The sequence below is a fragment of the Limisphaera ngatamarikiensis genome (genome assembly GCF_011044775.1).
Taxonomy (GTDB): domain Bacteria; phylum Verrucomicrobiota; class Verrucomicrobiia; order Limisphaerales; family Limisphaeraceae; genus Limisphaera; species Limisphaera ngatamarikiensis.
This window is the reverse complement of sequence record NZ_JAAKYA010000053.1, coordinates 140,527-161,506: the sequence shown is the minus strand read 5'-3', so window position 1 is coordinate 161,506 and position 20,980 is coordinate 140,527. Positions and strand designations below refer to the sequence as shown.

Below are 20,980 nucleotides of genomic sequence, written 5' to 3'. Positions count from 1 at the left end.
CGGGAGCATTTCCCATGGACCACGCCGCTGAAGTTCTCGATGGTTTGACCCGTGTGGTTGGGGAGCTGAGACTGCAGAGTCTGGAGCCCCAGCTGGCTGCCTGCCGCGATCGGTTGCGGGCCGGCACCCGCGTGGAGGTAGCGGTGCTGGGACGGTTCAAGGCGGGCAAGAGCTCGTTCCTCAACCACTTGGCCGGGCGGGCGGTGCTGCCCATCGGCGTCATACCGTTGACGGCGGTCATCACCCGGTTGCGTCACGGCCCCAGAGAACGGGTTCGGGTCCATTTTCTCGATGGATCCTTCAGGGACATACCGCCCGAGCAGATCCGCCACTACGTGGCCGAAGACGAGAATCCCCACAACCTCAAGCAGGTCGCATCGGTCGAGCTGGAGTTGCCGGAGTTGAAGCCCCTGGCACCGCTGGAATTCGTGGACACCCCCGGCCTGGGCAGCGCGCTGACCCACAACACGGAGGTGGCGCTGAACTGGCTGCCGAACGTGGGCGCCGCCCTGGTGGCGGTCAGCGCCGACGCGCCCCTTGGAGAACCCGACCTGAACCTGCTGGACCAATTGCGCCGGCACACGCCAACGATCGCCCTTCTGCTGACCAAGGCCGATTTGCTGACCGAGGCCCAGCGGGCCGAAGTGCAGGCATTCGTCACGACACAGCTGCGGCAGAGGTGGGACGGCGGATTGCCGGTGTTCTTCTACTCGATCAAACCGGAGCTGGCCTGGCCCCGCTCGGTCCTGGTGGCGGAGTTTCTTGAACCGCTCCGGCAGAACCGCCACCAAGCCGGCACGGCCATACTGCGACACAAGCTGGCCTCCCTTCGCCATCAGGCGCTCAACAGTCTGCAGCTTGCCCTGGCCGCCGCCACCCAGGTGGAATCCGCCCGTGCCGCCTTGCGCGAGAAACTGGCTGACGAACGGCGGCAATTCGAGCTCCTCCGAACGGAGCTGGCCCTCTTTGCGCGCGAACAATCGGCCCGGGCGTTGGACACCTACCAGACGGCGCTGCGCCCGGCGCAGGCCGCGCTGCAGGCAAAGGTCACCACCGCCTTCCAGACCCAACCAGAGCTGGGCCGACTGCGCCCGCCCCGCCTGTTCGACGCCTGGCGAACCTGGCTGCAGGATTGGTTGCGCCGCGAACTCACCGAATTGTCCCATTCCCGGCAGGAAATGTTCCTGGCGCCACTCCACCACACCCGGGCCCACCTCACCCGAACCCTGCAGGCTTTTCACGATCGCCTGGCCGCGCACGTAAAGGCCGCCCTGGGCGTGACGCTCGCGCAGCGCGAGTTTGTGCTCGAGGTCTACGAGCCCCGGGCGCCCCCGGTGGACGTGGCCTTTGCCTTCGACCCGGCGTTCACCTCCATCAGCTGGCTCATCCCCATGACGCTGTTCCGGCGCGCGATCCAGCGCTCCCTGCTGCGCAAGGCCCGGTACGAGGTGGAAAAGAACCTTTCGCAGCTGGCGGCGGAATGGCGCGAACGCGTTGCCGTTGCCATCGAGGACCTGCGCCGGCAGGCCGAGTCCGAGGCACGGAACGAATTGGAAGAGCTCGAGCGGATGCTGCAGCAGTCCCCTTCCGACGCGGCGCGACTCCGGGAGCGGATCTCGGAGTTGGAATCGTTGCCGATCCCCTGAGTCCGGTCCGGCGACCGCCACGCCATTGGACCACCGGTGGAAGGGCGCGTACCCCGCGGCGTCGGTTCCCGAAGCCCGTGTCACGCCCGCTTTCGGCACCGGTCACGCACCGGACTCGGGTTCAGCTGAACCCCCGTGGGGCGTGTTCGGTTGCTATTTCCTGCGCGCTGCAGACCCCGGGCGGTTGTGAGGGGACGGCCAGGTCCCTCGTCACGGTGTTCCCGCCACAGGCCGGGGCCCGACAGCAGTTGAAACCTTGGTTCGGCTAGGACAGCCGGGCACTGCGATGGCCGGCAGTTCCTACCGCCGGGGAAGTTTCGCCGTGCCGGGGTCGGGCCTCGCTGCTTTAGAGGGAAGTGTCGGCCCTGTCCCCCCGCGGACTGGACCCATGGAGGGGCCATCGGAGTCGCTGCCGGGAGTCGGCTCGGCTTGGACCATCGGGAGGGAACCCGACCTCTTGGACCAAAACCGCAGGTACGCAAGAGGGTCGCGGTCGGCGGGGAGACCGCGCCCGCTGAAAGCCCATGGGAAGATGAACCAGACCGCGAAACACGTGGGCCGGGATGACGGGTATCTCCCGCATCGGCCGGGTCCGTCGGTCGTTGTACGGGGCGCGGTGGAATCAACCTCGGGTGAGCAGGGTGTGTGAAGCTGGGGCAAACGAACACATCGTGGGAACGCACGGAGATCCTGTCGGCGTCCAGGTTGGCGGGCGGATGGGAGGTTCCAGGGAACCCGGGCGTTGAACGGCCCCCGATCAGGGCCCATGCAGCCCTGGGGAAATGTGGCGGGCAACCCATCGGATCCCCGGTCTCCCAGGGCGCCTGCAAGCGGGCCGGGAATTGAAAGACGGGGTTGTTGCCGGGGATCGAAGGAGTGGTGTGAACCTCGAAGTCCCACGGGGGTCTCGCGGCAGGAATGGTCCCCTTCGTGCATGCGCGGCCGCGGTAGGTTCCGGGTCCGTTGCAGGCCCGGGTCATTGGGAGAATCCCCTGGCGTGCCCGCCCGGTGGGCTTGTTTTTTGGATGGGAAGGGCCTAGGTTGACGCCATGAAGCACGGGGTCGTGCCAGTGCAGATCCGCGGGCTTTGGCCCAATCAAAGTGGTTGCGCCCTGTTCATCGGGAACGAGGACAAGGTCTTCATCATCAACGTGGACCCGTGGATGGGCAAGACCATCAGCGATTTCATTCATCAGCGGGTCCCGGAACGGCCCCTGACGCATCATCTGATGCTCAGCATTTTCAAGGGCTTCGGCATCAGCGTCGAACGCATCGTCATCACCGAACTGAAGAACCAGACCTTCTACGCCCGGTTGATCCTCCAGCAGGAAAACGAACTGGGACGGAAACTGGTCGAAGTGGATGCCCGGCCCAGCGATTGCCTTGCGCTGGCCGTGGCGCTCAAGGCCCCCATGTACGTCACCCGCTCGCTCTTCGACCAGATGGAGGACATGAGTGAACACCTCCAGAGGATCAACGACCAGGAAGAGCTGGAGTGATCCCGCCCCGCCGGGCCCGCCGAAGCCATGTCGCGCCCTGCCGTACCCGACGCCGCCGTTGTTCTTGTCTGCGGTGACGATGAAGTCACCGTGAAGGAGCGTGCCCGGGCCATTTTCGAGGCCTGGGGCGGAGGGCGTCAGTTGGGGGACGAAGTCGTCGATGGCGCCGTGGCCACGGCCGCCGAAGCCCTCAAGGTGATCGAACAGACCCGGCAGGCGCTACAGACGTTGCCACTGCCGGGGTTCACCAAGGTGGTCTGGCTGCGCAACTGCACCTTTCTGGGCGCGGAGCGGCCGGGCGATAGTGCCGCCGTGACCGAGGCGCTGAACAAGTGGGCGCGGGAACTGCAGCAGTTTGACTGGCGGGGAGTCCGCTTCCTGATCAGCGCCGGAAAGGTGGATCGGCGCCGCGGTTTCTTCAAGGTCCTGGACCAGATCGGCCGCGTCGAGGTCCACACCGGCTGGTCGCCGGACGACCGGGACTGGCCGGAGCGGGCCGCCCTCTGGGTTCGGAATCGCCTGCGCGATTCCGGTTACGAAATCGAGGAGGATGCCCTGGTCGCTTTCATCAGCCAGGTCGGTCCTTCCCTGCCCTTGCTGCGCAGCGAATTGGAAAAGCTCTGCCTTTACACGGCCCCGCGGACCCGAATCACGCTCCAGGACGTTGAGGCCGTCACGGTCCGCAATCGTACCGCCCAGGCGTTTGCCCTGGCCGACGCCGTGGGCGCCCGGGACCTGCCGCGAGCACTCCGCTGCCTGGCCGAGGAACGACGCTCCGCCGCAGGTGAAACCGACCGTACCGGCATCGGCCTGCTTTACGGGCTGGTCACCAAGGTCCGGGCCATGTTGCTGGCCCGCGAGCTGGCCGACCGCGGCTGGGTGCACCCGCGCCTCGACTACAACTCGTTCAAGGCGCGGCTCCAAAAAGTGTCCACCGACCTTTTGCCCGGTGACCGGCGCCTCAACCCGCTCTCCATTCATCCCTTCGTCCTCCACAAGGCCCTTCGGGATGCCCAAAATTACTCAAGGGACGAACTGATCCGGGCGATGAAGTACCTGGTGGAATGCAACCGGGCATTGGTCAGCAGCCGGCTCGATCCCGACCTGCTGCTCCAACAATTGTTGGTGCGGATCATGGCCGGGCCCCAAACCGGAACGGGGGCCCGGTTGGAACCGATCGCAACATGAGTTTGCCTCCGGCCAAGGTCATGGTAATGGTCAACGGGCGCGAGGTTTGGCTCCGCATTACCGGGCATGCCAATTTTGCCGCGGCGCCCGACTTCAAGGCCGTGGTCCAGGGTTTGCTCCAGAAGGGGTACCGTCGGTTCAAAGTGGACATGAGCGATTGCATTCTCCTGGACAGCACGTTTCTAGGGTTGCTCTGTCGGCTGGGCATCCAGCTCCACCAGAGTGGAGACCCACAGGCTGGCGTGGACCTGATCAATCCCACCCCTCGTGTGGCCCAGTTGATTGAAAGCCTCGGCGTGACCGAGTACCTGCACATCGTCCAGGAACCGAGAACCCTACCCGCCGGCGGGGAAACCACCGAAACCACCCTCGGGGGCGGCGGTGCCGACCGCGTTGAACTGGCCCGCACCAGCCTCGAAGCTCATCAGACCCTCATGTCCATCAACCCGGCCAACGAGGCCCGGTTCAAAGACGTTGCCCGGTTCCTGCAGGAAGACCTTCAAAAACTCGAGGAGGCCAAACCCGGGAATTCACCCTCCGGCAGCTGAGATCTTGGTCCCGGTGCCGATTGGTCCCTCGATCCCATCCGGAACCAAAAGCCGCGCCGTTGGCCAGCTACGCAAGCCCGTGCCCTGGCCTTTCCAAGCCGTTGAGGATTCGAGTAGGGACTCGTCCCTCCGGCCTGCACCGTTCAACCGGCCGACCCGCAAGACGGAACAACCCGCCCGCAACCGCGTCGTGACGAATCCCTGTCCGGGGCAATTCGGCTGTGAGATTCCTTGAGAAGACCCGGGATGGCCCTGCCGGTTTGTCGAACGAGCCCTATTTGCACCACGGGGAAACGCGTGTCCTGCGATCCGCCTGCCCACGGACGCGCGCCCGCCGGCTCCCGGCCTCAGGACAACGCGCGGTCCATGAGCGCCTGGATGTCCCGCTTGCCCTTGGCACCCACCAGTTGGCCGATCACCTGGCCGTCCTTAAACAGAAGCAGGGTCGGGATCGCCTGGACACCATATTGTACGGCCAGCTGGCTTTCCTGGTCCACATCCACTTTGCCGATGCGGACCCGGCCCTCGTACTCCTGAGCCAGTTCATCCAGCAGCGGGGCGATCATCTTGCAAGGACCGCACCAAGTGGCCCAGAAATCCACCAGGATCGGGGTGGAAGATTTCAACACCTCCTGCTCAAAGTTCTGCTGTGTCAACGTGACGATCAACGGGGAAGCCATGCGGTACAACTCCTGTCAATGACGATGGTACAACCTCCGCTGCGCCGGTTCCCGGCCGCATCAATCCAGCGGAAACAAAAAGCCCAGGTAAACCACCGAAAGCAACGCGAGAACCCCCGCCACAATGGCGCCGATGGCGAGGCCCTGTTCCAAACCCGACACGGTCGGAGCCACCGGTGCCCGTTGAACCACGGGCGCGGCGGCCGGCCGTGCAGCCGCCGGAGCAGCGGCCGGTGCTGCGGGAGCCGGGCGCGCCCCGGCAGCAGGAGCAGCGGTGGCAGCGGCGGGGGCAGCCGGAGCGGCGGTGGCGCCGGTCGCGGGGGCCGGGGCCGGAGGAACCGGAGGACGAGCTGCGGCGCCCGGTCCGGCCGGCGGCAGCGTGGGCAGCTTGATGGTGGGCGCAGCCGTCGGCTTGGGCGGCAACGTGATGCGCACCGTCTCCTTCTTGGGCTGAACCTTGCCTGTCTCCTTCTTTGGGGGTACAGCCCCGCCCGGCAGATTTGGAATGTTCTCGGCCATACGACGCTGGAGCCGAACCTAAGCTGCGCCCACCACCCTGTCAAACGCGAACCTGAAGGATCTTCCCGACCTGATGGCCAAACCTGGCCAACGGCAGTGCGGCCATGAAGGGCTGCGTTGGTGGCTCGTTGGAATCGCCCGTCGAGGGCAAAAGACTGCCCGCTGGTGTGGTTCGCGAGAGCCCTGGCTCGCTCAACTTTCCTCAACAGCGCGGCGGTTACCCATCCGGCTTGACACCCCTCGCAAGGGCGCACCCCCGCTTTGCGGACGTTCCCGGGGTATCCTGCGGCTCTGGGCGGCGCGCAGTTCCGGGGATCCTCGGACCCTCTGGACAGGATGAACCATGGCCCATCCCGGCCGTGGTCCAGCGGCAGCCAACGTCATGGCATGCCACGACACCGACTCCATCGTGGGCATGGGGCCACACGCTGGCGGTTGCAACTCAAGACACGCCGGGTGGCCACCGAACTGCAGGTCCGGGCCGCCGCCGCGGCAAGTCCCGCTGGTTGGCCATCTGAGCGGCCGCAGGAAGCAAAACCGGCGCAAAAATAAATTGGTGCGCGGTGCAAGACTCGAACTTGCGACCCCCAGCGTGTCGAGCTGGTGCTCTACCAACTGAGCTAACCGCGCACCCCTTCGGGACGGCCTTGTCCGTCCGCAAGCCGTGCCGACCCTATCGTTCCCCCGGTTGCCACTCCGTGCAAGTGCAAAAACGCGTCTGGCGAGCATGGCGCCGACCGCTGAACTCCCCTGCGGGCCCGGACCGCCGGCCGTGGAAAGTGCGCGGGGCCATTCACGGGGAGAGGTCATGCCGGAGGCGAGCCGGGACCGAAGCCGGCCGCGGGGCGGTCGGCTCGGCAGGCGCCGGGGCGGTCAAATCTCTGCGGCCCCTGGCAACCCGAGTGCCTGGAGTTGGCGGCGAATTCGCTGCCAATGGGTGCCCCGCCAGAAGAGTCCGTCGCAGTCCTCGCACAGGAAGTACTGGTCCAACCACAGGGCGGTTCGAGGTGGGATCCGATCCGCCACGGCGGCCTTGGCCACCGGAACCAGCGCCCCTCCGCAGCGCATGCATCGGGGCTGCGCCACGCGCAGCGCCAGTTGTTCAAAAACCAGTTTCAGTTGGTCGGGTACGCGGAGCGTGGGCGGAACCCACAGCGTGGGCAATCGCCCGGTCCGAATGATGCGTCGTTCCAGCAGCAGGCTGTCGGGAGTCAACAGCACCGCGCCCGCCCTGAGGGCTTTCTGGATCAGGCGGGTGTCGTCGGTTTCCCGACACCAGACGGCCCGCTGGCCGGCGGCCCACAGCCACCGGGCCAACCCGCCCAAACCCGCGTCGCAGTAGAGCAGCCAGGTGCCCGTGGGCGGGAGGGGCCGGCCCTGCCGACGCCACTGGTATCTGCGCCAGCGTGCCTGGAGCTGAGCGTCGAGGAGCACCAGGGCCTGGCTCAAGGGCAGGCCCTGGTCCCGGCTTTGTTGCCGGGCCTTTTCCATCCACAAGGCCACGGCACGTTCGGGTTGGCGCGCACCGAACTGTCGGGCCAGCGTTTCCAGGCGTTGGCGACAGGCCTTGAGAATCCGTTGCACAAACCCACTGTAGCACGCCGCGCTCCGGGGCGGCATCCCGGCCAGGGACTGAAGGGGCACGGGGACTGCATTTGCCCGGCCCCGGTTTTTCGTGCTACGGTGGCCACGGAAAAGAGAGGGTCGGTCACCGGCTCAACCGATCAGCCGCGCCGGCCCGTGCGATTTCCAAAGGACCGGGATGAACACCCGAACCATGCGATCAGGACACCGCCCTCCGCCGCACGGTATTCCGGCAAGGGTCGGGCGGGGACAGCCTTCGGCAGGCGCCCGGGGTTTGAGCCTGTCGGACCGGACCGGTTCATTGCCATGACGGTGTCGGAACATTTGCGGGAGAAACTGCGGACCGTGCCGCATCGGCCGGGGGTGTACTTGATGAAGGACCGGCTGGGCACGGTCATCTACGTGGGGAAGGCCCGGGACCTGCGCAAGCGGCTGAGTCAGTATTTCCATCCCTCCCACCGGATGGCCTGGGACCCCAAGTTGACGGCCCTGATCGAGAGCATCCACGACTTCGACGTCCACGTCGTCCGGAGCGAGCCCGAGGCGTTGCTGTTGGAGGGCAAGCTCATCAAGGAGTTCAAGCCCCGTTACAACGTCAGTTTCCGCGACGACAAGCGTTTCCTCATGGTGAAGGTGAACCTCAACGATCCCATCCCGCGATTCACCTTCACCCGGATCCGTGCCCCGGACGGCTCGCTCTATTTCGGGCCCTTCCCCAGTTCCACCGCGCTCCGGCAGGTCATGGACCTCGTGCGGCGGCGCTTTCACCTGCGCGGGTGCACGCCGCTCACACCCACGGAGGCCGATTACCGCCACTGTCTTTACGCGCATCTCCAGCACTGTACCGCCCCCTGCATTGGCAACGTCACGGCCGAGCAATACCGGCAGCAGGTGCTGGCGGCGTGTGAGTTTCTCCAGGGACGGTGTCGCGAGGTGGAAAGCCAGTTGGAAGCGGCCATGCGCGAGGCCGCCGCGAAGCAGGAATACGAACGGGCCGCCCACCTGCGCGACCTCCTCTTTGCCCTGCGGGAAACCACCCGCAAGCAGGAACGGTTTGAACGCATCCCCTACAGCCTGCCCGTGGCCGTGGATCCGGAACGGGACCTGGCCGCGCTGGCGGAAGTCCTGGGCCTGCCCGCTCCGCCCGAGCGCATTGATGGATTCGACATCTCCAACATCAGCGGTTCGCTCAAGGTGGCCAGCGTGGTCCGATTTCGTCGGGGTCGGCCCGACCGCGCCCACTACCGCCGGTTGCAAATCAAGACCGTGGAAGGCCAGGACGATTTCGCCTGCATGGCCGAGGCGGTGCGTCGCCGGTACCGTCGCCTTCTCCAGGAGCTTCATCCGGACAATCCCAGTCGCGCTGCCGGAGGGGAGGCCGTCCCGGACGATGCGGAAGGGGTCGACCCCGTCCCGGCTGAACTGCAACAACTCATCCAGGAAACAAGCCGGGCGGTGCGCGAGGGCCGTACCGCCGAACGACCCGCCCCGGCGGGTCTGCCCGACCTCATCCTGATCGACGGCGGCAAGGGCCAGCTCAACGCAGCCAGGGCCGAGCTGGAGAAGCTCGGTCTGGGTCACATTCCGGTCATCGGCCTGGCCAAGGAATTCGAGGAAATCTATCGCCCCGGGGAGAGCGAACCGTTGCGGCTTGGCCTGGATCATCCGGCGCTGAAACTGCTCCAGCGGATCCGGGACGAATCGCATCGGGTGGCCAACGCCTACAACGCCCAGCTACGGCTCCGCAAAATCTCCGAAAGCGTGCTGGACGAATTCCCGGGCATCGGCCCCGTCCGAAAGGCCGCCCTGCTCAAACATTTTGGGTCGGTCCAACGCCTGCGCCAGGCCACGGTCGAAGAAATCGCCGAGGTCCCCGGGTTCGGACCGCGCCTGGCCTCGGAGCTGCGCAAGTTCCTCGACGCCCGCAACCCCGCTAACAAGCCGGAGGGGGTGACCTCAACCGCCCCGGCCGATTCGGCCGGTGCAAGCTCTCCCTCCCCTCCAACCGCGGGTTGAGCAGAGATGTAACACCCGACCTCCCGGCCTGAAGAAACGCCCGTGGCAGGCCCGGCCTGCGGTTTGGTCGGTGCGCCCGGCCACGGCCCCGCATCAACGGACCAATTTCCCATTCGTGCGGCGGGGCCCTTCAGCCTCACTTCCCATGCCGCTGCGGCAGCCCGGACCGGACATGCCCTGCGGCCCCACGGACTCCGCTCCCCACGCGAGCCGGTATTTCATGCGTTCCGGCAGGCCGCGTGTGCACCGGCGTCCGAACCGGCCACGACAACGCCCGGCAGGCTGAGCCGGACGCGGCGGCGGCGGTCTCCGGCCAGCCCGGCCGCCTCGGCGGATTCACGGACAACCTCGGGCCGTTCCCGCCGGTTTTGTCCGGGTGAATGGGTAATTCGGACCGGGAGCGAAGTGGGTCGTCGGCGCAACGGGCAGTGCCTTGCGGGGCTGGCGGGCCGGATGGAAGCGCGTGTCCACGGCCGTCGGCCACAAGCCGCGGCGCGGATCACCCATGCGGTCATATGGATGTGCGCCGGAGCCTCTCGTAGTCCTCGCGGGTGTCGAGGTCCTCACAGGGCGAGGGGTCGGGCGCAGGCCATTCGAACACCTCGGTGGCGTGGGTTTGGAGCAGCCCGCGCAAGCCAACTCCGTCGTGCGACGTCATCACTTCCTCACGCAACGAGGCATCGAAGATCAGCGGATGACCGCGGCGACCCTGCCATACCGGCACGGTAAGGCGCGCTCCGCGCTTTTCATGGGCCTCGAGCAGGGCGCGGATCAACGGTGCGTGCAACAAGGGCAGGTCCGCCGGACTGACCAAACAGGTCCGTACGCAGTCCGGTGCAGCTGCCAGCCCGCAACGAACCGACTCCAGCATTTCACCGTCCGGCCCGGGATTCACCGCCCAATGCACGGCCAGCCCGGTCAAAGCCTCGCGCAGGTCGGCCGCATCCGGAGGCGTCACCACAATCACACGGTCCACGCCGGCGTCAAGAAACGCGGTGGCCACGGTTCGAAGGACCGTGCCGCCCTTCCACGGCAACAACAATTTCGGCGCGCCCATCCGGCGCGATCGCCCCGCCGCCAGCAGAAGGGCACAGGTCATGGGGATGAGGCTGCGGTCTCCCATCGGAGCGGCATTTGCCGAATCCGTCGGCCCGTGGCGTGGGCAACGGCGTTGGCAATGGCCGGCGCCACGGCCACGATGGGGGTCTCACCTCCACCCGCCGGGGACAGGTCCGGTCGGTTCAACAGATGGATCTCGAGTTCGGGCACATCGGTAATCCGCGGCACACGGTACCGGCTCAGGGCGGCGTTGGCAGGCCGCCCGTTGGCAAAACGCACCTCCTCCCACAGGGCCGGTCCCAAGCCCATGAGGATGCAACCCTCGACCTGGGCGCGCAGGTTGTCCGGGTTGACGATGGCCCCGCATTCGAAAACCTGGCAGATCCTGCGGACTTCGATACGGCCGGCCGGTTCGTCCACCGTCACCTCCACGCAGGCTGCCACGAAAGACCCTTTCTCGGTGCCGCAAGCCAGGCCGAACCCCGTGCCCGGCGCGGCCGTGCGACGACGCCCGGTCCAATCGAACCGGCGGGCAGCTTCCTCCAGTACGGTACGCAGCCGGCCTTCCGGCAGGTGACGGAGACGGAATTCGAGCGGATCGGCTTCAACCAGCGCCGCCAGTTCGTCCATGGCGGATTCGCGGGCGAAATGGTTGGCCGTGGCGGCCAGGGCACGGTAGGACCCCTGCCGGAGTGGCGCCCGCGCCGGGACGTAACGACAGAGGGATTGCCTCACGTCGTACGGGGTGTCCAACGCCGCCGGGCCGGAGTTCAGATTCACAAAATACCAGCTTGTCAGGCGGCCCCGGCTGTCCAGGCTGGCCTCGACGTCGATGACCGCAGCCGGTCGGTAATAGGCCCAGGTGAATTCTTCCTCGCGCGTCCAGTGGACGAGCACGGGGCGGTTGGCGGCCCGCGCCAGACGCGCCGCTTCGATGCCCGCCTCGGCCGTATGTTTTCCACCGAAACCACCTCCAAAGTCCGGGACCACCACCCGCACCTTCTCCAACGGCACGCCCAGGGCTCGCGCCAGCTCGTTGCGGCAGCCGAACGGGTTTTGGGTGCCGAGCCAGACGGTGAGGTTGTCGCCTTCCCATTCCGCCAGAGCGGCCCGCGTCTCCATGGGGACGTGTTGTACGTAGGCCACGTTGTAGGTGGCGCGAAACCGGTGCGGTGCGCTTTCCCACGTCGCCCGAAACGGATTGGGCGGGACCGGCTCCTGGAGGTGTTGACGCAGGTATTCGGACAACCCGCGGCTGGATGGTGCTTCGGAGGGCACGGTCCAGCGAGCCGTGGCCGCCAGTGTTTCCACGGCCCGACGCGCCTCGGCGGTGGTGGATGCAGCCACACCCACGAAGTCGCCCTCCCGTACGACCACCACGCCGGGCACGGCCTTTACCGCCGCCTGCAGCTCCACGGATTCAAGTCGAGCCCCCCAGGCGGGTGGCCGCAACACCGCCCCGTACAACAGTCCGGGCCGACGCAGGTCCGACGGGTAACAATGCCGTCCTGTCACCACATCCAGTGCGTTGGGCCGGGCGAGGCTCCGGCCCATGACCTGCCAGTCGGGTGTCGGGGTCAATGGGATGTCGGCGGGGACGGGCTCTGACCATGCGGAATCCCGGGCGGCGTGCCGGGCGGCATCGGCGTAAGTGAACACCAGGTTTCGGTGCGGGTGCCGGACTTGTCCGTCCCGGACCGAAAGTGCGGAGGCATCCACCTCCCATTGACGGGCAGCCAGGCGACACAACCATTGCCGGGCGGCAGCCGCGGCGCGCCGAACGTGGGGTACGGTGGACGGCGTGGTGCGGCTGCCGGCCGTGATGCCGTCATCGGGTACCTCGGCCGTGTCGGCCATGAGGACGCGGACCTTTGCGGGCGACACGTGGAGCTCCTCGGCCGCGGCCTGAACAATCTCGGCCCGTGCTCCCTGGCCACATTCCACCTTGCCGCAAAAGACCGTAATGGAGCCGTCCACGCCGAGGTGGAGTCGCGCCTGCAGCGGCAACCGGTCGCCGCGCAAACCGCCACGCCGTACCTGGGCCCACACGCGCGTCCCGGTAACCATCCACAGCACGCCGGCCCCCAGCCATTGAAGGAACTGCCGGCGATCCATCCCCGGCCGGTCGGCTGGCGTGAAGGTCGGGCCGGGCGGGTCGGGTGGGAGGGAGTGGGGATGAGTCGAGGTCGGAGCGTGGTTCATGACGTCAGCGGTGCCACAGTTGAGCTGCGCGCTGCACCGCGCGAAGGATGCGCGGGTAACCGCAGCAACGACAGAGGTTCCCATTCAGCCACTGGCGGATTTGCGCGTCCGTGGGCCGGGGATGCCGCTGAAGCAGAGCCACGGTGGCGAGGATCATGCCGGGCGTGCAGTAACCGCACTGGAATGCATGTTCGGCCAGGAAGGCTTCCTGTACCGGGTGCAGCCGACCTTCGCGGCCGAGGCCTTCGATGGTCAGGACCGATCGACCGGCAACGTCCTCCACGGCAAGTTTGCAGGCGTGTTCACGCCGGCCGTCCACCAGCACCGTGCACGCACCGCATTGTCCCTCGCCACAGCCGTATTTGGTGCCGGTCAGTCCCAGGTCTTCGCGCAATACTTCCAGCAGGGTGCGGCCCGGCTCACTCATGACCGTGCGGGTCTCGCCGTTGATGACCAGCTCGTAGCTCCGTTTCATGGCGGGAACAGGTTCGGTCATGGCGCGGCCCGTCTCCGGACCGGGTGGCGCGCCCCGCAGCCCCGGCCACGCCTCACCGGACCTTACGGTGTCGAACTTAGAGCACGCACGGGCCAGGGGGCAAACGGTTTTGGCCGCACGGATACGGGTTACCCAAGCCGGCGTGCATCCGACCAATGGAACGCGGCGCATTTACGGGCGCTCGCAGACAATCCCGGGAACGACCTCCCAGGGCAGGTGAGCGCCAGAGCGGCGACGGCCCGGTCCGCCGGGACCGGTTTCCGGACGGATCGCAAAGGCGCGGCCCTTGCCAGGTTCCGCCAGGTGCTGTGCCCGGGAAGGGCAACCTTTGTCGCCGACAGCACCGTGCGCCGGGGCCGGGTGAAGGAGATCCCGGTGCATGCAGGAAGCCGGGGTGCGCACCGGCAGGGGCGAACGTGAGGGACCCCTCAGGACCGGACGGCAGGGACCGAGTCCTTCTGTTTGGCTCAAGCGCAACGTTGCGGAGCCGTCCACCTCGCGTCCGGTTTCCGGCTGCGCTGTGGGGACACGGTCCTGCTCGGGGCTGGCATATGCGCCGCGGGCCATCAGAGATGTTGGCCGCGGCGGAGGGCCGCAGTTCAGGCCGGTAGCAGCCCCGGTGGTCAGGAACCGGCCGGAACGGCCGGGGCTGCGTGAGGGGCAGGTTGACCGGCCCGGGCCAGTTCGGCTGCACCCCAACGCAGGAGTCGTTCCGTGGTTTCCCAACTGATGCACGGGTCGGTGATGGACACCCCGTAACGCAGCTCGTGCACGGGTCGCGGGAACGGTTGATTGCCTTCGAACAGGTTGCTTTCGAGCATGATGCCGACCAGCGACCGGGTGCCGCTGCAACGTTGTTGGATGACGCTGCGCCAGACGTCCTCCTGCCGGGCCGGGATCTTGCCGGAGTTGGCATGGCTGCAATCCACCATGATCACCGGGGGCAGCCCCGCCGCAGCGAGTTGTTGTTCGGTCTGGCGGATACTTTCGGGATCGTAGTTGGGCCGCTGACGGCCACCGCGCAGGACGATGTGGCCCCAGGGATTGCCGGTGGTCCGGACAATGCTGGTGATGCCGTCCTCGTCCACGCCGAGAAAAGCGTGGGGATGCCGCGCGGCCTGCATGGCGTCGATGGCCACCTGCAGACTGCCATCGGTGCCGTTCTTGAATCCCACGGGCATCGAAAGGCCGCTGGCCATTTCGCGATGGGTTTGGGACTCGGTGGTGCGGGCGCCGATGGCCGCCCAGGAGACCAGGTCGGCAATGTACTGCGGCACGATGGGGTCGAGAAACTCGGTGCCGGCCGGCAGCCCCAGGTGCGCGATTTCCAGCAGGAGCGATCGGGCGCGGCGCAGGCCGGTTTCGATGTCGTAGGTCCCGTCCAGGTGCGGGTCGTTGATGAGGCCCTTCCAGCCGATGGTGGTGCGCGGTTTTTCGAAATACACGCGCATGATGATTTCGAAGGAGTCCTGCAGCTCGCGTCGGAGCGCGGCCAGGCGACGTGCATAGTCCAGGGCCGCCTCGGGATCATGAATCGAACAGGGCCCCACCAACACCAGCATCCGGGAATCCGCCCCCTCCAAAATCCGCCGGACGGCTTCCCGCCCGGCCACGACCGTGCGGGCGGCCGCCTCATCCAACGGCAGTTCCGCCAACAAGGCCCGGGGCGGCTTGAGCCGGATCAGTTCCCGGACATGGACGTTCTGAATGCGAACCATACAAGCAACATTATCCCGGCGGCGGTTCTCTTGCAAAAGCCGGAAAACCGGAGGCGGTCGTCGGAAGCCGGTGGCGGAACCGGGCCCCGGCCGGCCGGACTTGCGGGGCCCGGGCGCTGCCCGGGGGAGCTCCCGCGGTGGACCCGAGCCTGCGGGGTCGATGCAGGCGGGAGCATGAGACCGGATCCCATCCCGTAACGCTGCACCGGACCGTCAGTTCACGGCGGGTGGGTCGGGTCCCCGACGCGCGTTCAGGGCCGGTCAGCCCTGGGACGCATCTTGAGCGATGGATTGAGTCGGACTTATGAGGCGGGCAAGGTGACGTGTCGATGGGCCGGGATGGGCCGGGTTTGGTGCAATTTTTGCTTCAAAGCGCTTGACGACCACCGGTTGTGGCGGTAGAAAGGTTGAGCCACGACCGGTTGTGGCGGTTGTTGTATGCGTTGTCCCAAATGCGGGTGTTTGGAAGACCGCGTGGTGGATTCCCGCTCGTCGCGAGAAGGGGCGACCATTCGTCGGCGTCGTGAATGCACCCGCTGCGGGTATCGGTTCACCACCTACGAACACATTGAGCACGAGGACCTGGTGGTGTTGAAACGGGACGGCCGGCGGGAACCGTTTTCGCGCGAGAAACTGGCCTCGGGAATTGCGAAGGCCTGCCAGAAACGGCCGGTCAGCACGGAGGCGGTGGAAGCCCTGATCGAGCGGGTGGTCCAGGCCCTGCGCGAGCAGTACGAGCGGGAGGTTCCGGCCGAGGCGATTGGTCACCTGGTGATGGAGGAGTTGCGTCGGCTGGATCAGGTGGCCTATGTCCGGTTTGCCAGTGTGTACCGCCGGTTTCAGGAGGCGACGGACTTTGTGCATGAGGTGCGGCGGCTTGAGGGTGCGGCATGATCCTGCTGGGCAGCGAGTATCTGGTGTTTGAGCTGGCATCGGGCGAACGGGTCCCCTGCTCGGCCGAAAGCATCGTGGGCGAACTGGTGGGCGGCGACCCGCCCTTGGGGGATGCCGAGGTTCTGGAGCAGACGGTTCGTGCGGTGTTTCACTATTTCCGGCATGACCTGGCGAGGGACAGCGTCACGCTGGACGAGTTCACCCGCACGTTGGAGATGGCGTTGCGTGCGCTGGCGCACGACCGCGACGGACGGCCGGTGCACCCTCCTGCGGCCCCGCAGTGCGGTCCGGCCCAGGACCTGGTGATGCTGGCCCGTGCGGCGGCGGATACGGAGCTGTTCTTCTTTGTCGAATTGCGTCGGGCGGTTCAGACTCAACTGCGCAGGTCGCCGGCCCGGGTCCGGTTTCACGGGTTGCGCGCCTGCGTGAAACGGTTGTTGGGCGTGCGACGATGGTGTCCGCGATGCGAGGCGCTGCGGGACCGGATCGTGGAGTACCTGCGCGCCTGTGTATCTGCGCATGCCACCGGCGATTGCCTGTTGGTGGTGGATTGACCGGCGACGCCCGGTGTGGGTGAATCCGCGCCCGGCCCGGCCCGTCAGGAAAAGGAGAACACGAGCATGAGCAAGACCATCTTCCAGAAAATCTGCGACGGCGAATTGCCGGCCCGTATTGTGTATCAGGACGACCTGGTGGTGGCGTTCCACGACATCAACCCCCAAGCCCCCACGCACGTGCTGATTGTGCCGAGGAAACCGATCCGGAACCTGGCCGCGGTCACGGCGGAAGACGCGCCGTTGCTGGGTCATTTGATGGTGAAGGCGGCCGAGGTGGCACGGCAACTGGGCGTGGCCGAGAGCGGCTGGCGCATGGTCTTCAACAGCGGACCGGACGCCGGCGAGGCGGTGCCGCATCTGCACGGGCACATCCTGGGTGGACGCAAGATGGGTTGGCCTCCGGGTTGAGGTGCCCGGGGGAGGCAGTTCCGGCAGATCGCCCGGCACGGAGGCATGGGGTGGGGCTGGAGGTTGAGCGGTGCGCCCCCGCTTCAAATCGCGTTGTCCGTGACGAGATATCGCGGGCCATGACAGGTGGTCCTTGGCACGCCCGCGCCGGGTCCCGCAGGTTGCCCTGTGAGAACGGGTCGGCCAGGGGCAAATTCCTTCTGGCCGGGCTGCAGAACGAATGTGCATGCTGGCAGCGGTGAACCAATGTTGGAACGTGGAAAGCCGGTCGGTTGCGAAAACCGGGTGCCGCCCCCACGGGACTCGGGAGCGGCAACGGGTCGCAACGGCTGGTTTTCGACTCCGGATGCGGACATGATGAAACAGTCTTTCTCTCTCGCGCAGGTTCGATCTTCGGCGGCACGTGGTGTATCGCGCCGGACCTTTTTGCGTCGTGGCGTGGTGGCGGCAGCGGCGGCCTGGGGGCTGCCGCAGATCCTGCCGCGAAGTGTGTTGGGTGCGCCGGGTCGGCCGGGGCCGAACGAACAGATCGGCATCGGGTTCATTGGCATGGGCCGGCAGGCGGGCAACCTGCTGCAGGGTTTGTTGCGGTTGCCGGAAGCGCGGATTGTGGCGGTGGCGGACGTGAATCTGCCGCGTGCCCAGGCGGTCACCAGTAAGCATGGGGGCGAAGCGTACCAGGACTTTCGGCGGCTCTTGGACCGGAAGGACGTGGACGCGATCATCACGGCCACGCCCGAACACTGGCGGGCCTACATCTGCATCAGCGCCTGTCAGGCGGGCAAGGACGTGTACGCCGAAAAGCCGGTATCGCTGACCATCCGGGACGGTCGGTTGATCGTTCAGGCGGCCCGGAAATACAACCGGGTCTTTCAGGTCGGCAGTCAGCAGCGGTCCATGTGGATTGACATCGAGGCGTGCAACGCACTGCGGCGGGGGGACTGGGGCAAAATCCAAAAGGTCCTGTACATGAACTATCCCACGCCGTGGGAATGCGCACTGCCCGAGCAAAAGATACCGGACGGTCTGGACTGGGACATGTGGTGCGGCCCCACGCCGGTGGTCCCCTACAACGAGGACCTTTACCTGCCGCGAGCCAATCCGGGCTGGCTCTCCTTCCGTCCCTATTCGGGCGGGGAGATGACCGGCTGGGGATCGCACGGGTTCGACATGATCCAGATGGCGCTGGGCATGGACGACAGCGGTCCGGTGGAGGTGTGGATTGAGGGCGAGAAACTGGTGCCGCCGGTGTACACGAAACCGGAGCCGAAAGACCGGGGCGACCGCATTTGCAGCCAGGCCCGGGTGTTCTTCAGGTACGCCAACGGCGTGGTACTCGAGCCGAGCGAGGATCCCAAACCACCCGGGTTCGGCGCCATCTTCATCACCGACCGCGGCCGGTTCCGGGTGGATCGCGGGCGGGTGGAATCGGACCCGGAGGAATACGCCATCGAGCTGCTGAAACGGCGTCCGCGCGGGTTCGACGACGATCACCTCAAGAATTGGCTGGACTGCATCAAGACGCGGCAGCGGCCCAACGCGGATGTGGAGATCGGCCATCGCTCGGCCACGGTTTGTCATCTGGGCAACATTGCGCGCTGGGTGGGGCGGCGGCTGCGCTGGGACCCAGTGCGGGAGATTTTCCCCGACGATCCGGAGGCCAACCAATACCTAGAACGCGAACGGCGCAAACCGTGGCAACATCCCGAAAAGGTTTGAGCCACGACGGAAAAGCCATGCAGAGCGGGATGCCCTCAGGCGCGGCGGGGCCGGGTCGACCGGTACCATGGATCCTCGGACTCGGGTTGGCGGGGGCGGTTTTGTTTACCGCGTGTCAGCAGACCGTGTCGCACCCGCCGGCGCGGTCAAGGGTGGAGTTCGCTCGGGACGACGCACGGGGCCGGCTCGAGCTACGGATTGGCGGCCGGCCGGCCTTCACCTGCGTCTACAGCGAGGATTGGGATTTGCCGCATTTGTATCCGATCTTCAGTCCCTCGGGACAACCGATGACCGTGCAAAAGGCCGAGCCGTATCCGCATCATCGCTCGTTCTGGTTTGCGGACACGGTCCAGCGGGCCGGGCATCGGGAAGCGTCGTTTTACAATGCCTGGTACAGTGGCGCCGGCGGGCCGAAAGACCCGCACCCGCCCTTCCGCGATCGGATCCGTCATGACGGTTTTCTCCTGGTGCAGCCGGGCTCCGGGGCGGGCCGACTCCGGTGGCGGTTGATCTGGGAGATGGACCACGGGCAAACCCCGGTTTTGGAAGAAACCCGGGACATGCGCGTGGTGGCGCTGGAGGACGGGCAATACTTTCTCGACGTGACCTTCACGGTGACGGCGGCGTTTGGGCCGGTGACGTTTCGCAGTGACGCGGTGCATTACGCGTGGCCCTACGTGCGCATGAACGACCGGTTCAACACCAACGGGCAGGGCCGGTTGGTGAACTCCGAAGGCGGCATCGGTCAGGCCGGAACCCATGACCGTCCGGCCCGGTGGGTGGACTTTTCGCGGACCGGTGTGCCGGATGCCGAGGGCCTGGCGTTGTTCAGTCATCCCTCAAACCCGCATCCCCACACCTGGTTGACGCGGGATTATGGGACGTTCGGACCCCGGCGGGAGGCTGCCCGGAACGGGCGACCGTTTACGTTGCCGCAGGGTGCCTCGTTGAGCACGCGGGTGGGTGTCCTCGTCCACCGCGGCGACGGACAGACCGGTCGGGTCGACGATTGGTACCGGGCGTGGTGCGAAGGCCGGCTCTAGAGGGTCCGGTCCGTTGCCCGAGCGGCGCCATCATGCAAGCCACAGGACGGATTCATGCCGGCGGGTCCAGCCGCAGGTGTTCCACCAGACAATCGCCCTCGCCCAGGTGCAGCAGGGCGACGGTTCGCTCAAGGCCGGCCCGGGGCCGGCCGGCATAGCCCGGATTGAGAAACAGCACGCCGTGATGACGGTTCCAGTAGGGCCGATGCGTGTGACCGAAAACCACGCCGTCCAGCTCGCCCCGGGCGATCATTTCGAGAAGGGCCTGTCCGGGCCGGGCGGGATCCACGATGTGCCTCAGTAAAAAACGCCGGCCCCCGACCCGCACCAGTTCGAATTCGCGCAGGGGCAGGTCCACATCGTTGTTCCCGAGCACGGCCGTCACGGGCGCGATTTGTTCCAGGGCGACCAGGATGGAGGCGGGGCCGACATCCCCCGCGTGCCAGATCTGATCCACACCGTCAAAAAGCTCGGGAACTCGCGGGTCGAGGTACCCGTGGGTGTCCGAGATGACGCCGATGCGCATGGGCAGGACGGACCCCGGTCAGGCCGATCGCGTCCCGGCTTCCGGTTCCGGCGTTTCCGCCGGCTCCTCCGCTGCCGGGACGGGTTCCTTTTCCGCGGGCGATTCAGCCGGGGCGGTCAGCCGCGCGGCGACACTGAACAGGGCGGTGAACAGGCCGCTGCTGAGCAGTGTATTGCGGAAAAATTCCCATGTTGGCGGCCAACCGCTGGCCCCCAGGGTCAACGCGCGCAACCAACCCTGCAAGGTCCGGGTGTATTCCGGGTGACCAAACGGGTTGAACCACCAGCTGGCCGTGTTGGTGATGAGGTAGAAAAGCACCGCGCCGATCAACCCCCCGCCAATCAGCTTGAGCAGGGAGGCGTGCGGCTTGAAGCATTGACCCAGACCGATCAGCGTCGCGTAGGCAACGTAGTTGAAGCCCAGTGCCAGCAGGGCCGGGCCCGAGACCACATCGTACCCCAGTTTGAACGCGTAGTAGGCGGTGAGAAACGCGTCCGTCAGGGCCAGGGTGCCCATGGGCAGCGCCCAGGCCATGGCACCCCGGAAGAACACGCCGGCACAAAACGCAAAGGCGTAGGCGGCGCTGAAATTGGGCGGCAACAGCCCGGGGATGCGCGTCAGCGCAAACACCAGCGCAAACAACAACGGCCCAACAATTCTCGACATCACCGCGCCATC

General features: G+C 66.6%; 19 protein-coding genes and 1 tRNA gene. 10 read left to right on the top strand and 10 right to left on the bottom strand.

Annotation, left to right across the window (positions count from 1 at the left end; genetic code table 11):
• The first annotated feature begins 14 nt into the window (after positions 1-14).
• From G4L39_RS08615 to G4L39_RS08600, 4 genes are all read left to right on the top strand, one after another.
• The gene (locus G4L39_RS08615) at positions 15-1,646 is read left to right on the top strand and encodes a dynamin family protein (protein WP_165107479.1); all 1,632 of its coding nucleotides are present in this window, start codon (positions 15-17) and stop codon (positions 1,644-1,646) included.
• A 1,049-nt stretch (positions 1,647-2,695) separates the two neighbouring features.
• Complete coding sequence (locus G4L39_RS08610; protein WP_165107477.1) at positions 2,696-3,145, top strand: bifunctional nuclease family protein; 450 nt, start codon at positions 2,696-2,698, stop codon at positions 3,143-3,145.
• A gap of 27 nt (positions 3,146-3,172) precedes the next feature.
• The gene (gene holA / locus G4L39_RS08605) at positions 3,173-4,333 is read left to right on the top strand and encodes a DNA polymerase III subunit delta (protein WP_165107476.1); all 1,161 of its coding nucleotides are present in this window, start codon (positions 3,173-3,175) and stop codon (positions 4,331-4,333) included.
• Entirely contained in the window at positions 4,330-4,881 is a 552-nt protein-coding gene (locus G4L39_RS08600) for an STAS domain-containing protein (protein WP_165107474.1), read from the top strand. The genes holA and G4L39_RS08600 overlap by 4 nt, the downstream gene beginning before the upstream one ends.
• 347 nt (positions 4,882-5,228) lie before the next feature.
• On the opposite strand, the gene trxA is transcribed toward G4L39_RS08600, so the two are convergent.
• From trxA to G4L39_RS08580, 4 genes are all read right to left on the bottom strand, one after another.
• Complete coding sequence (gene trxA, locus G4L39_RS08595) at positions 5,229-5,561, bottom strand: thioredoxin (protein ID WP_165107473.1); 333 nt, start codon at positions 5,559-5,561, stop codon at positions 5,229-5,231.
• Between the two features lie 60 nt (positions 5,562-5,621).
• Positions 5,622-6,080 (bottom strand): hypothetical protein, encoded by a 459-nt coding sequence (locus G4L39_RS14650; protein ID WP_205880884.1) that lies wholly within the window; start codon positions 6,078-6,080, stop codon positions 5,622-5,624.
• A 554-nt stretch (positions 6,081-6,634) separates the two neighbouring features.
• Positions 6,635-6,710: transfer RNA gene (locus G4L39_RS08585), tRNA-Val, on the bottom strand.
• 243 nt (positions 6,711-6,953) lie between these two features.
• Entirely contained in the window at positions 6,954-7,664 is a 711-nt protein-coding gene (locus G4L39_RS08580; protein ID WP_165107471.1) for a Mut7-C RNAse domain-containing protein, read from the bottom strand.
• A gap of 306 nt (positions 7,665-7,970) precedes the next feature.
• Between G4L39_RS08580 and G4L39_RS08575 the strand changes: the two genes are divergently transcribed.
• Positions 7,971-9,680: an excinuclease ABC subunit UvrC gene (locus tag G4L39_RS08575; RefSeq protein ID WP_165107470.1), complete on the top strand. Its 1,710-nt coding sequence runs from the start codon at positions 7,971-7,973 to the stop codon at positions 9,678-9,680.
• A 511-nt stretch (positions 9,681-10,191) separates the two neighbouring features.
• Here G4L39_RS08575 and G4L39_RS08570 read toward each other — a convergent pair.
• The 4 genes from G4L39_RS08570 to G4L39_RS08555 all read right to left on the bottom strand — a co-directional run bounded on the left by G4L39_RS08570 (position 10,192) and on the right by G4L39_RS08555 (position 15,155).
• Positions 10,192-10,779, bottom strand: a complete 588-nt coding sequence (locus tag G4L39_RS08570; protein WP_205880883.1) for a nucleotidyltransferase family protein — start codon at positions 10,777-10,779, stop codon at positions 10,192-10,194.
• Entirely contained in the window at positions 10,776-12,941 is a 2,166-nt protein-coding gene (locus tag G4L39_RS08565; protein WP_205880882.1) for a xanthine dehydrogenase family protein molybdopterin-binding subunit, read from the bottom strand. The genes G4L39_RS08570 and G4L39_RS08565 overlap by 4 nt, the downstream gene beginning before the upstream one ends.
• Positions 12,942-12,945: 4 nt before the next feature.
• Positions 12,946-13,437, bottom strand: coding sequence for a (2Fe-2S)-binding protein (locus G4L39_RS08560; protein WP_240893880.1), 492 nt, complete (start codon positions 13,435-13,437; stop codon positions 12,946-12,948).
• A 623-nt stretch (positions 13,438-14,060) separates the two neighbouring features.
• Entirely contained in the window at positions 14,061-15,155 is a 1,095-nt protein-coding gene (locus G4L39_RS08555; RefSeq protein ID WP_165107467.1) for a 3-deoxy-7-phosphoheptulonate synthase, read from the bottom strand.
• A 438-nt stretch (positions 15,156-15,593) separates the two neighbouring features.
• Between G4L39_RS08555 and nrdR the strand changes: the two genes are divergently transcribed.
• The 5 genes from nrdR to G4L39_RS08530 all read left to right on the top strand — a co-directional run bounded on the left by nrdR (position 15,594) and on the right by G4L39_RS08530 (position 19,776).
• Positions 15,594-16,049, top strand: coding sequence for a transcriptional regulator NrdR (gene nrdR, locus G4L39_RS08550; RefSeq protein ID WP_165107466.1), 456 nt, complete (start codon positions 15,594-15,596; stop codon positions 16,047-16,049).
• Positions 16,046-16,603: a hypothetical protein gene (locus G4L39_RS08545; protein ID WP_165107464.1), complete on the top strand. Its 558-nt coding sequence runs from the start codon at positions 16,046-16,048 to the stop codon at positions 16,601-16,603. The genes nrdR and G4L39_RS08545 overlap by 4 nt, the downstream gene beginning before the upstream one ends.
• Positions 16,604-16,669: 66 nt before the next feature.
• Positions 16,670-17,014 (top strand): histidine triad nucleotide-binding protein, encoded by a 345-nt coding sequence (locus G4L39_RS08540; RefSeq protein ID WP_165107463.1) that lies wholly within the window; start codon positions 16,670-16,672, stop codon positions 17,012-17,014.
• 354 nt (positions 17,015-17,368) lie between these two features.
• Positions 17,369-18,733, top strand: coding sequence for a Gfo/Idh/MocA family protein (locus G4L39_RS08535; protein WP_205880881.1), 1,365 nt, complete (start codon positions 17,369-17,371; stop codon positions 18,731-18,733).
• Positions 18,709-19,776 (top strand): DUF6807 family protein, encoded by a 1,068-nt coding sequence (locus G4L39_RS08530; protein WP_165107461.1) that lies wholly within the window; start codon positions 18,709-18,711, stop codon positions 19,774-19,776. Before G4L39_RS08535 ends, G4L39_RS08530 begins: the two co-directional genes overlap by 25 nt.
• Positions 19,777-19,828: 52 nt before the next feature.
• Here G4L39_RS08530 and G4L39_RS08525 read toward each other — a convergent pair whose 3' ends face one another.
• Positions 19,829-20,302, bottom strand: a complete 474-nt coding sequence (locus tag G4L39_RS08525; RefSeq protein ID WP_165107460.1) for a metallophosphoesterase family protein — start codon at positions 20,300-20,302, stop codon at positions 19,829-19,831.
• An 18-nt stretch (positions 20,303-20,320) separates the two neighbouring features.
• Positions 20,321-20,968, bottom strand: a complete 648-nt coding sequence (locus tag G4L39_RS08520) for a DUF6580 family putative transport protein (protein ID WP_205880880.1) — start codon at positions 20,966-20,968, stop codon at positions 20,321-20,323.
• Positions 20,969-20,980 lie beyond the last annotated feature (12 nt).

Coding starts and splice junctions, on each gene's coding strand:
- G4L39_RS08615 (WP_165107479.1), top strand. CDS start 15: ATGGACCACGCCGCTGAAGTTCTCGATGGTTTGACCCGTGTGGTTGGG.
- G4L39_RS08610 (WP_165107477.1), top strand. CDS start 2,696: ATGAAGCACGGGGTCGTGCCAGTGCAGATCCGCGGGCTTTGGCCCAAT.
- holA (WP_165107476.1), top strand. CDS start 3,173: ATGTCGCGCCCTGCCGTACCCGACGCCGCCGTTGTTCTTGTCTGCGGT.
- G4L39_RS08600 (WP_165107474.1), top strand. CDS start 4,330: ATGAGTTTGCCTCCGGCCAAGGTCATGGTAATGGTCAACGGGCGCGAG.
- trxA (WP_165107473.1), bottom strand. CDS start 5,561: ATGGCTTCCCCGTTGATCGTCACGTTGACACAGCAGAACTTTGAGCAG.
- G4L39_RS14650 (WP_205880884.1), bottom strand. CDS start 6,080: ATGGCCGAGAACATTCCAAATCTGCCGGGCGGGGCTGTACCCCCAAAG.
- G4L39_RS08575 (WP_165107470.1), top strand. CDS start 7,971: ATGACGGTGTCGGAACATTTGCGGGAGAAACTGCGGACCGTGCCGCAT.
- G4L39_RS08570 (WP_205880883.1), bottom strand. CDS start 10,779: ATGACCTGTGCCCTTCTGCTGGCGGCGGGGCGATCGCGCCGGATGGGC.
- G4L39_RS08565 (WP_205880882.1), bottom strand. CDS start 12,941: ATGAACCACGCTCCGACCTCGACTCATCCCCACTCCCTCCCACCCGAC.
- G4L39_RS08560 (WP_240893880.1), bottom strand. CDS start 13,437: ATGACCGAACCTGTTCCCGCCATGAAACGGAGCTACGAGCTGGTCATC.
- G4L39_RS08555 (WP_165107467.1), bottom strand. CDS start 15,155: ATGGTTCGCATTCAGAACGTCCATGTCCGGGAACTGATCCGGCTCAAG.
- nrdR (WP_165107466.1), top strand. CDS start 15,594: ATGCGTTGTCCCAAATGCGGGTGTTTGGAAGACCGCGTGGTGGATTCC.
- G4L39_RS08545 (WP_165107464.1), top strand. CDS start 16,046: ATGATCCTGCTGGGCAGCGAGTATCTGGTGTTTGAGCTGGCATCGGGC.
- G4L39_RS08540 (WP_165107463.1), top strand. CDS start 16,670: ATGAGCAAGACCATCTTCCAGAAAATCTGCGACGGCGAATTGCCGGCC.
- G4L39_RS08535 (WP_205880881.1), top strand. CDS start 17,369: ATGATGAAACAGTCTTTCTCTCTCGCGCAGGTTCGATCTTCGGCGGCA.
- G4L39_RS08525 (WP_165107460.1), bottom strand. CDS start 20,302: ATGCGCATCGGCGTCATCTCGGACACCCACGGGTACCTCGACCCGCGA.
- G4L39_RS08520 (WP_205880880.1), bottom strand. CDS start 20,968: ATGTCGAGAATTGTTGGGCCGTTGTTGTTTGCGCTGGTGTTTGCGCTG.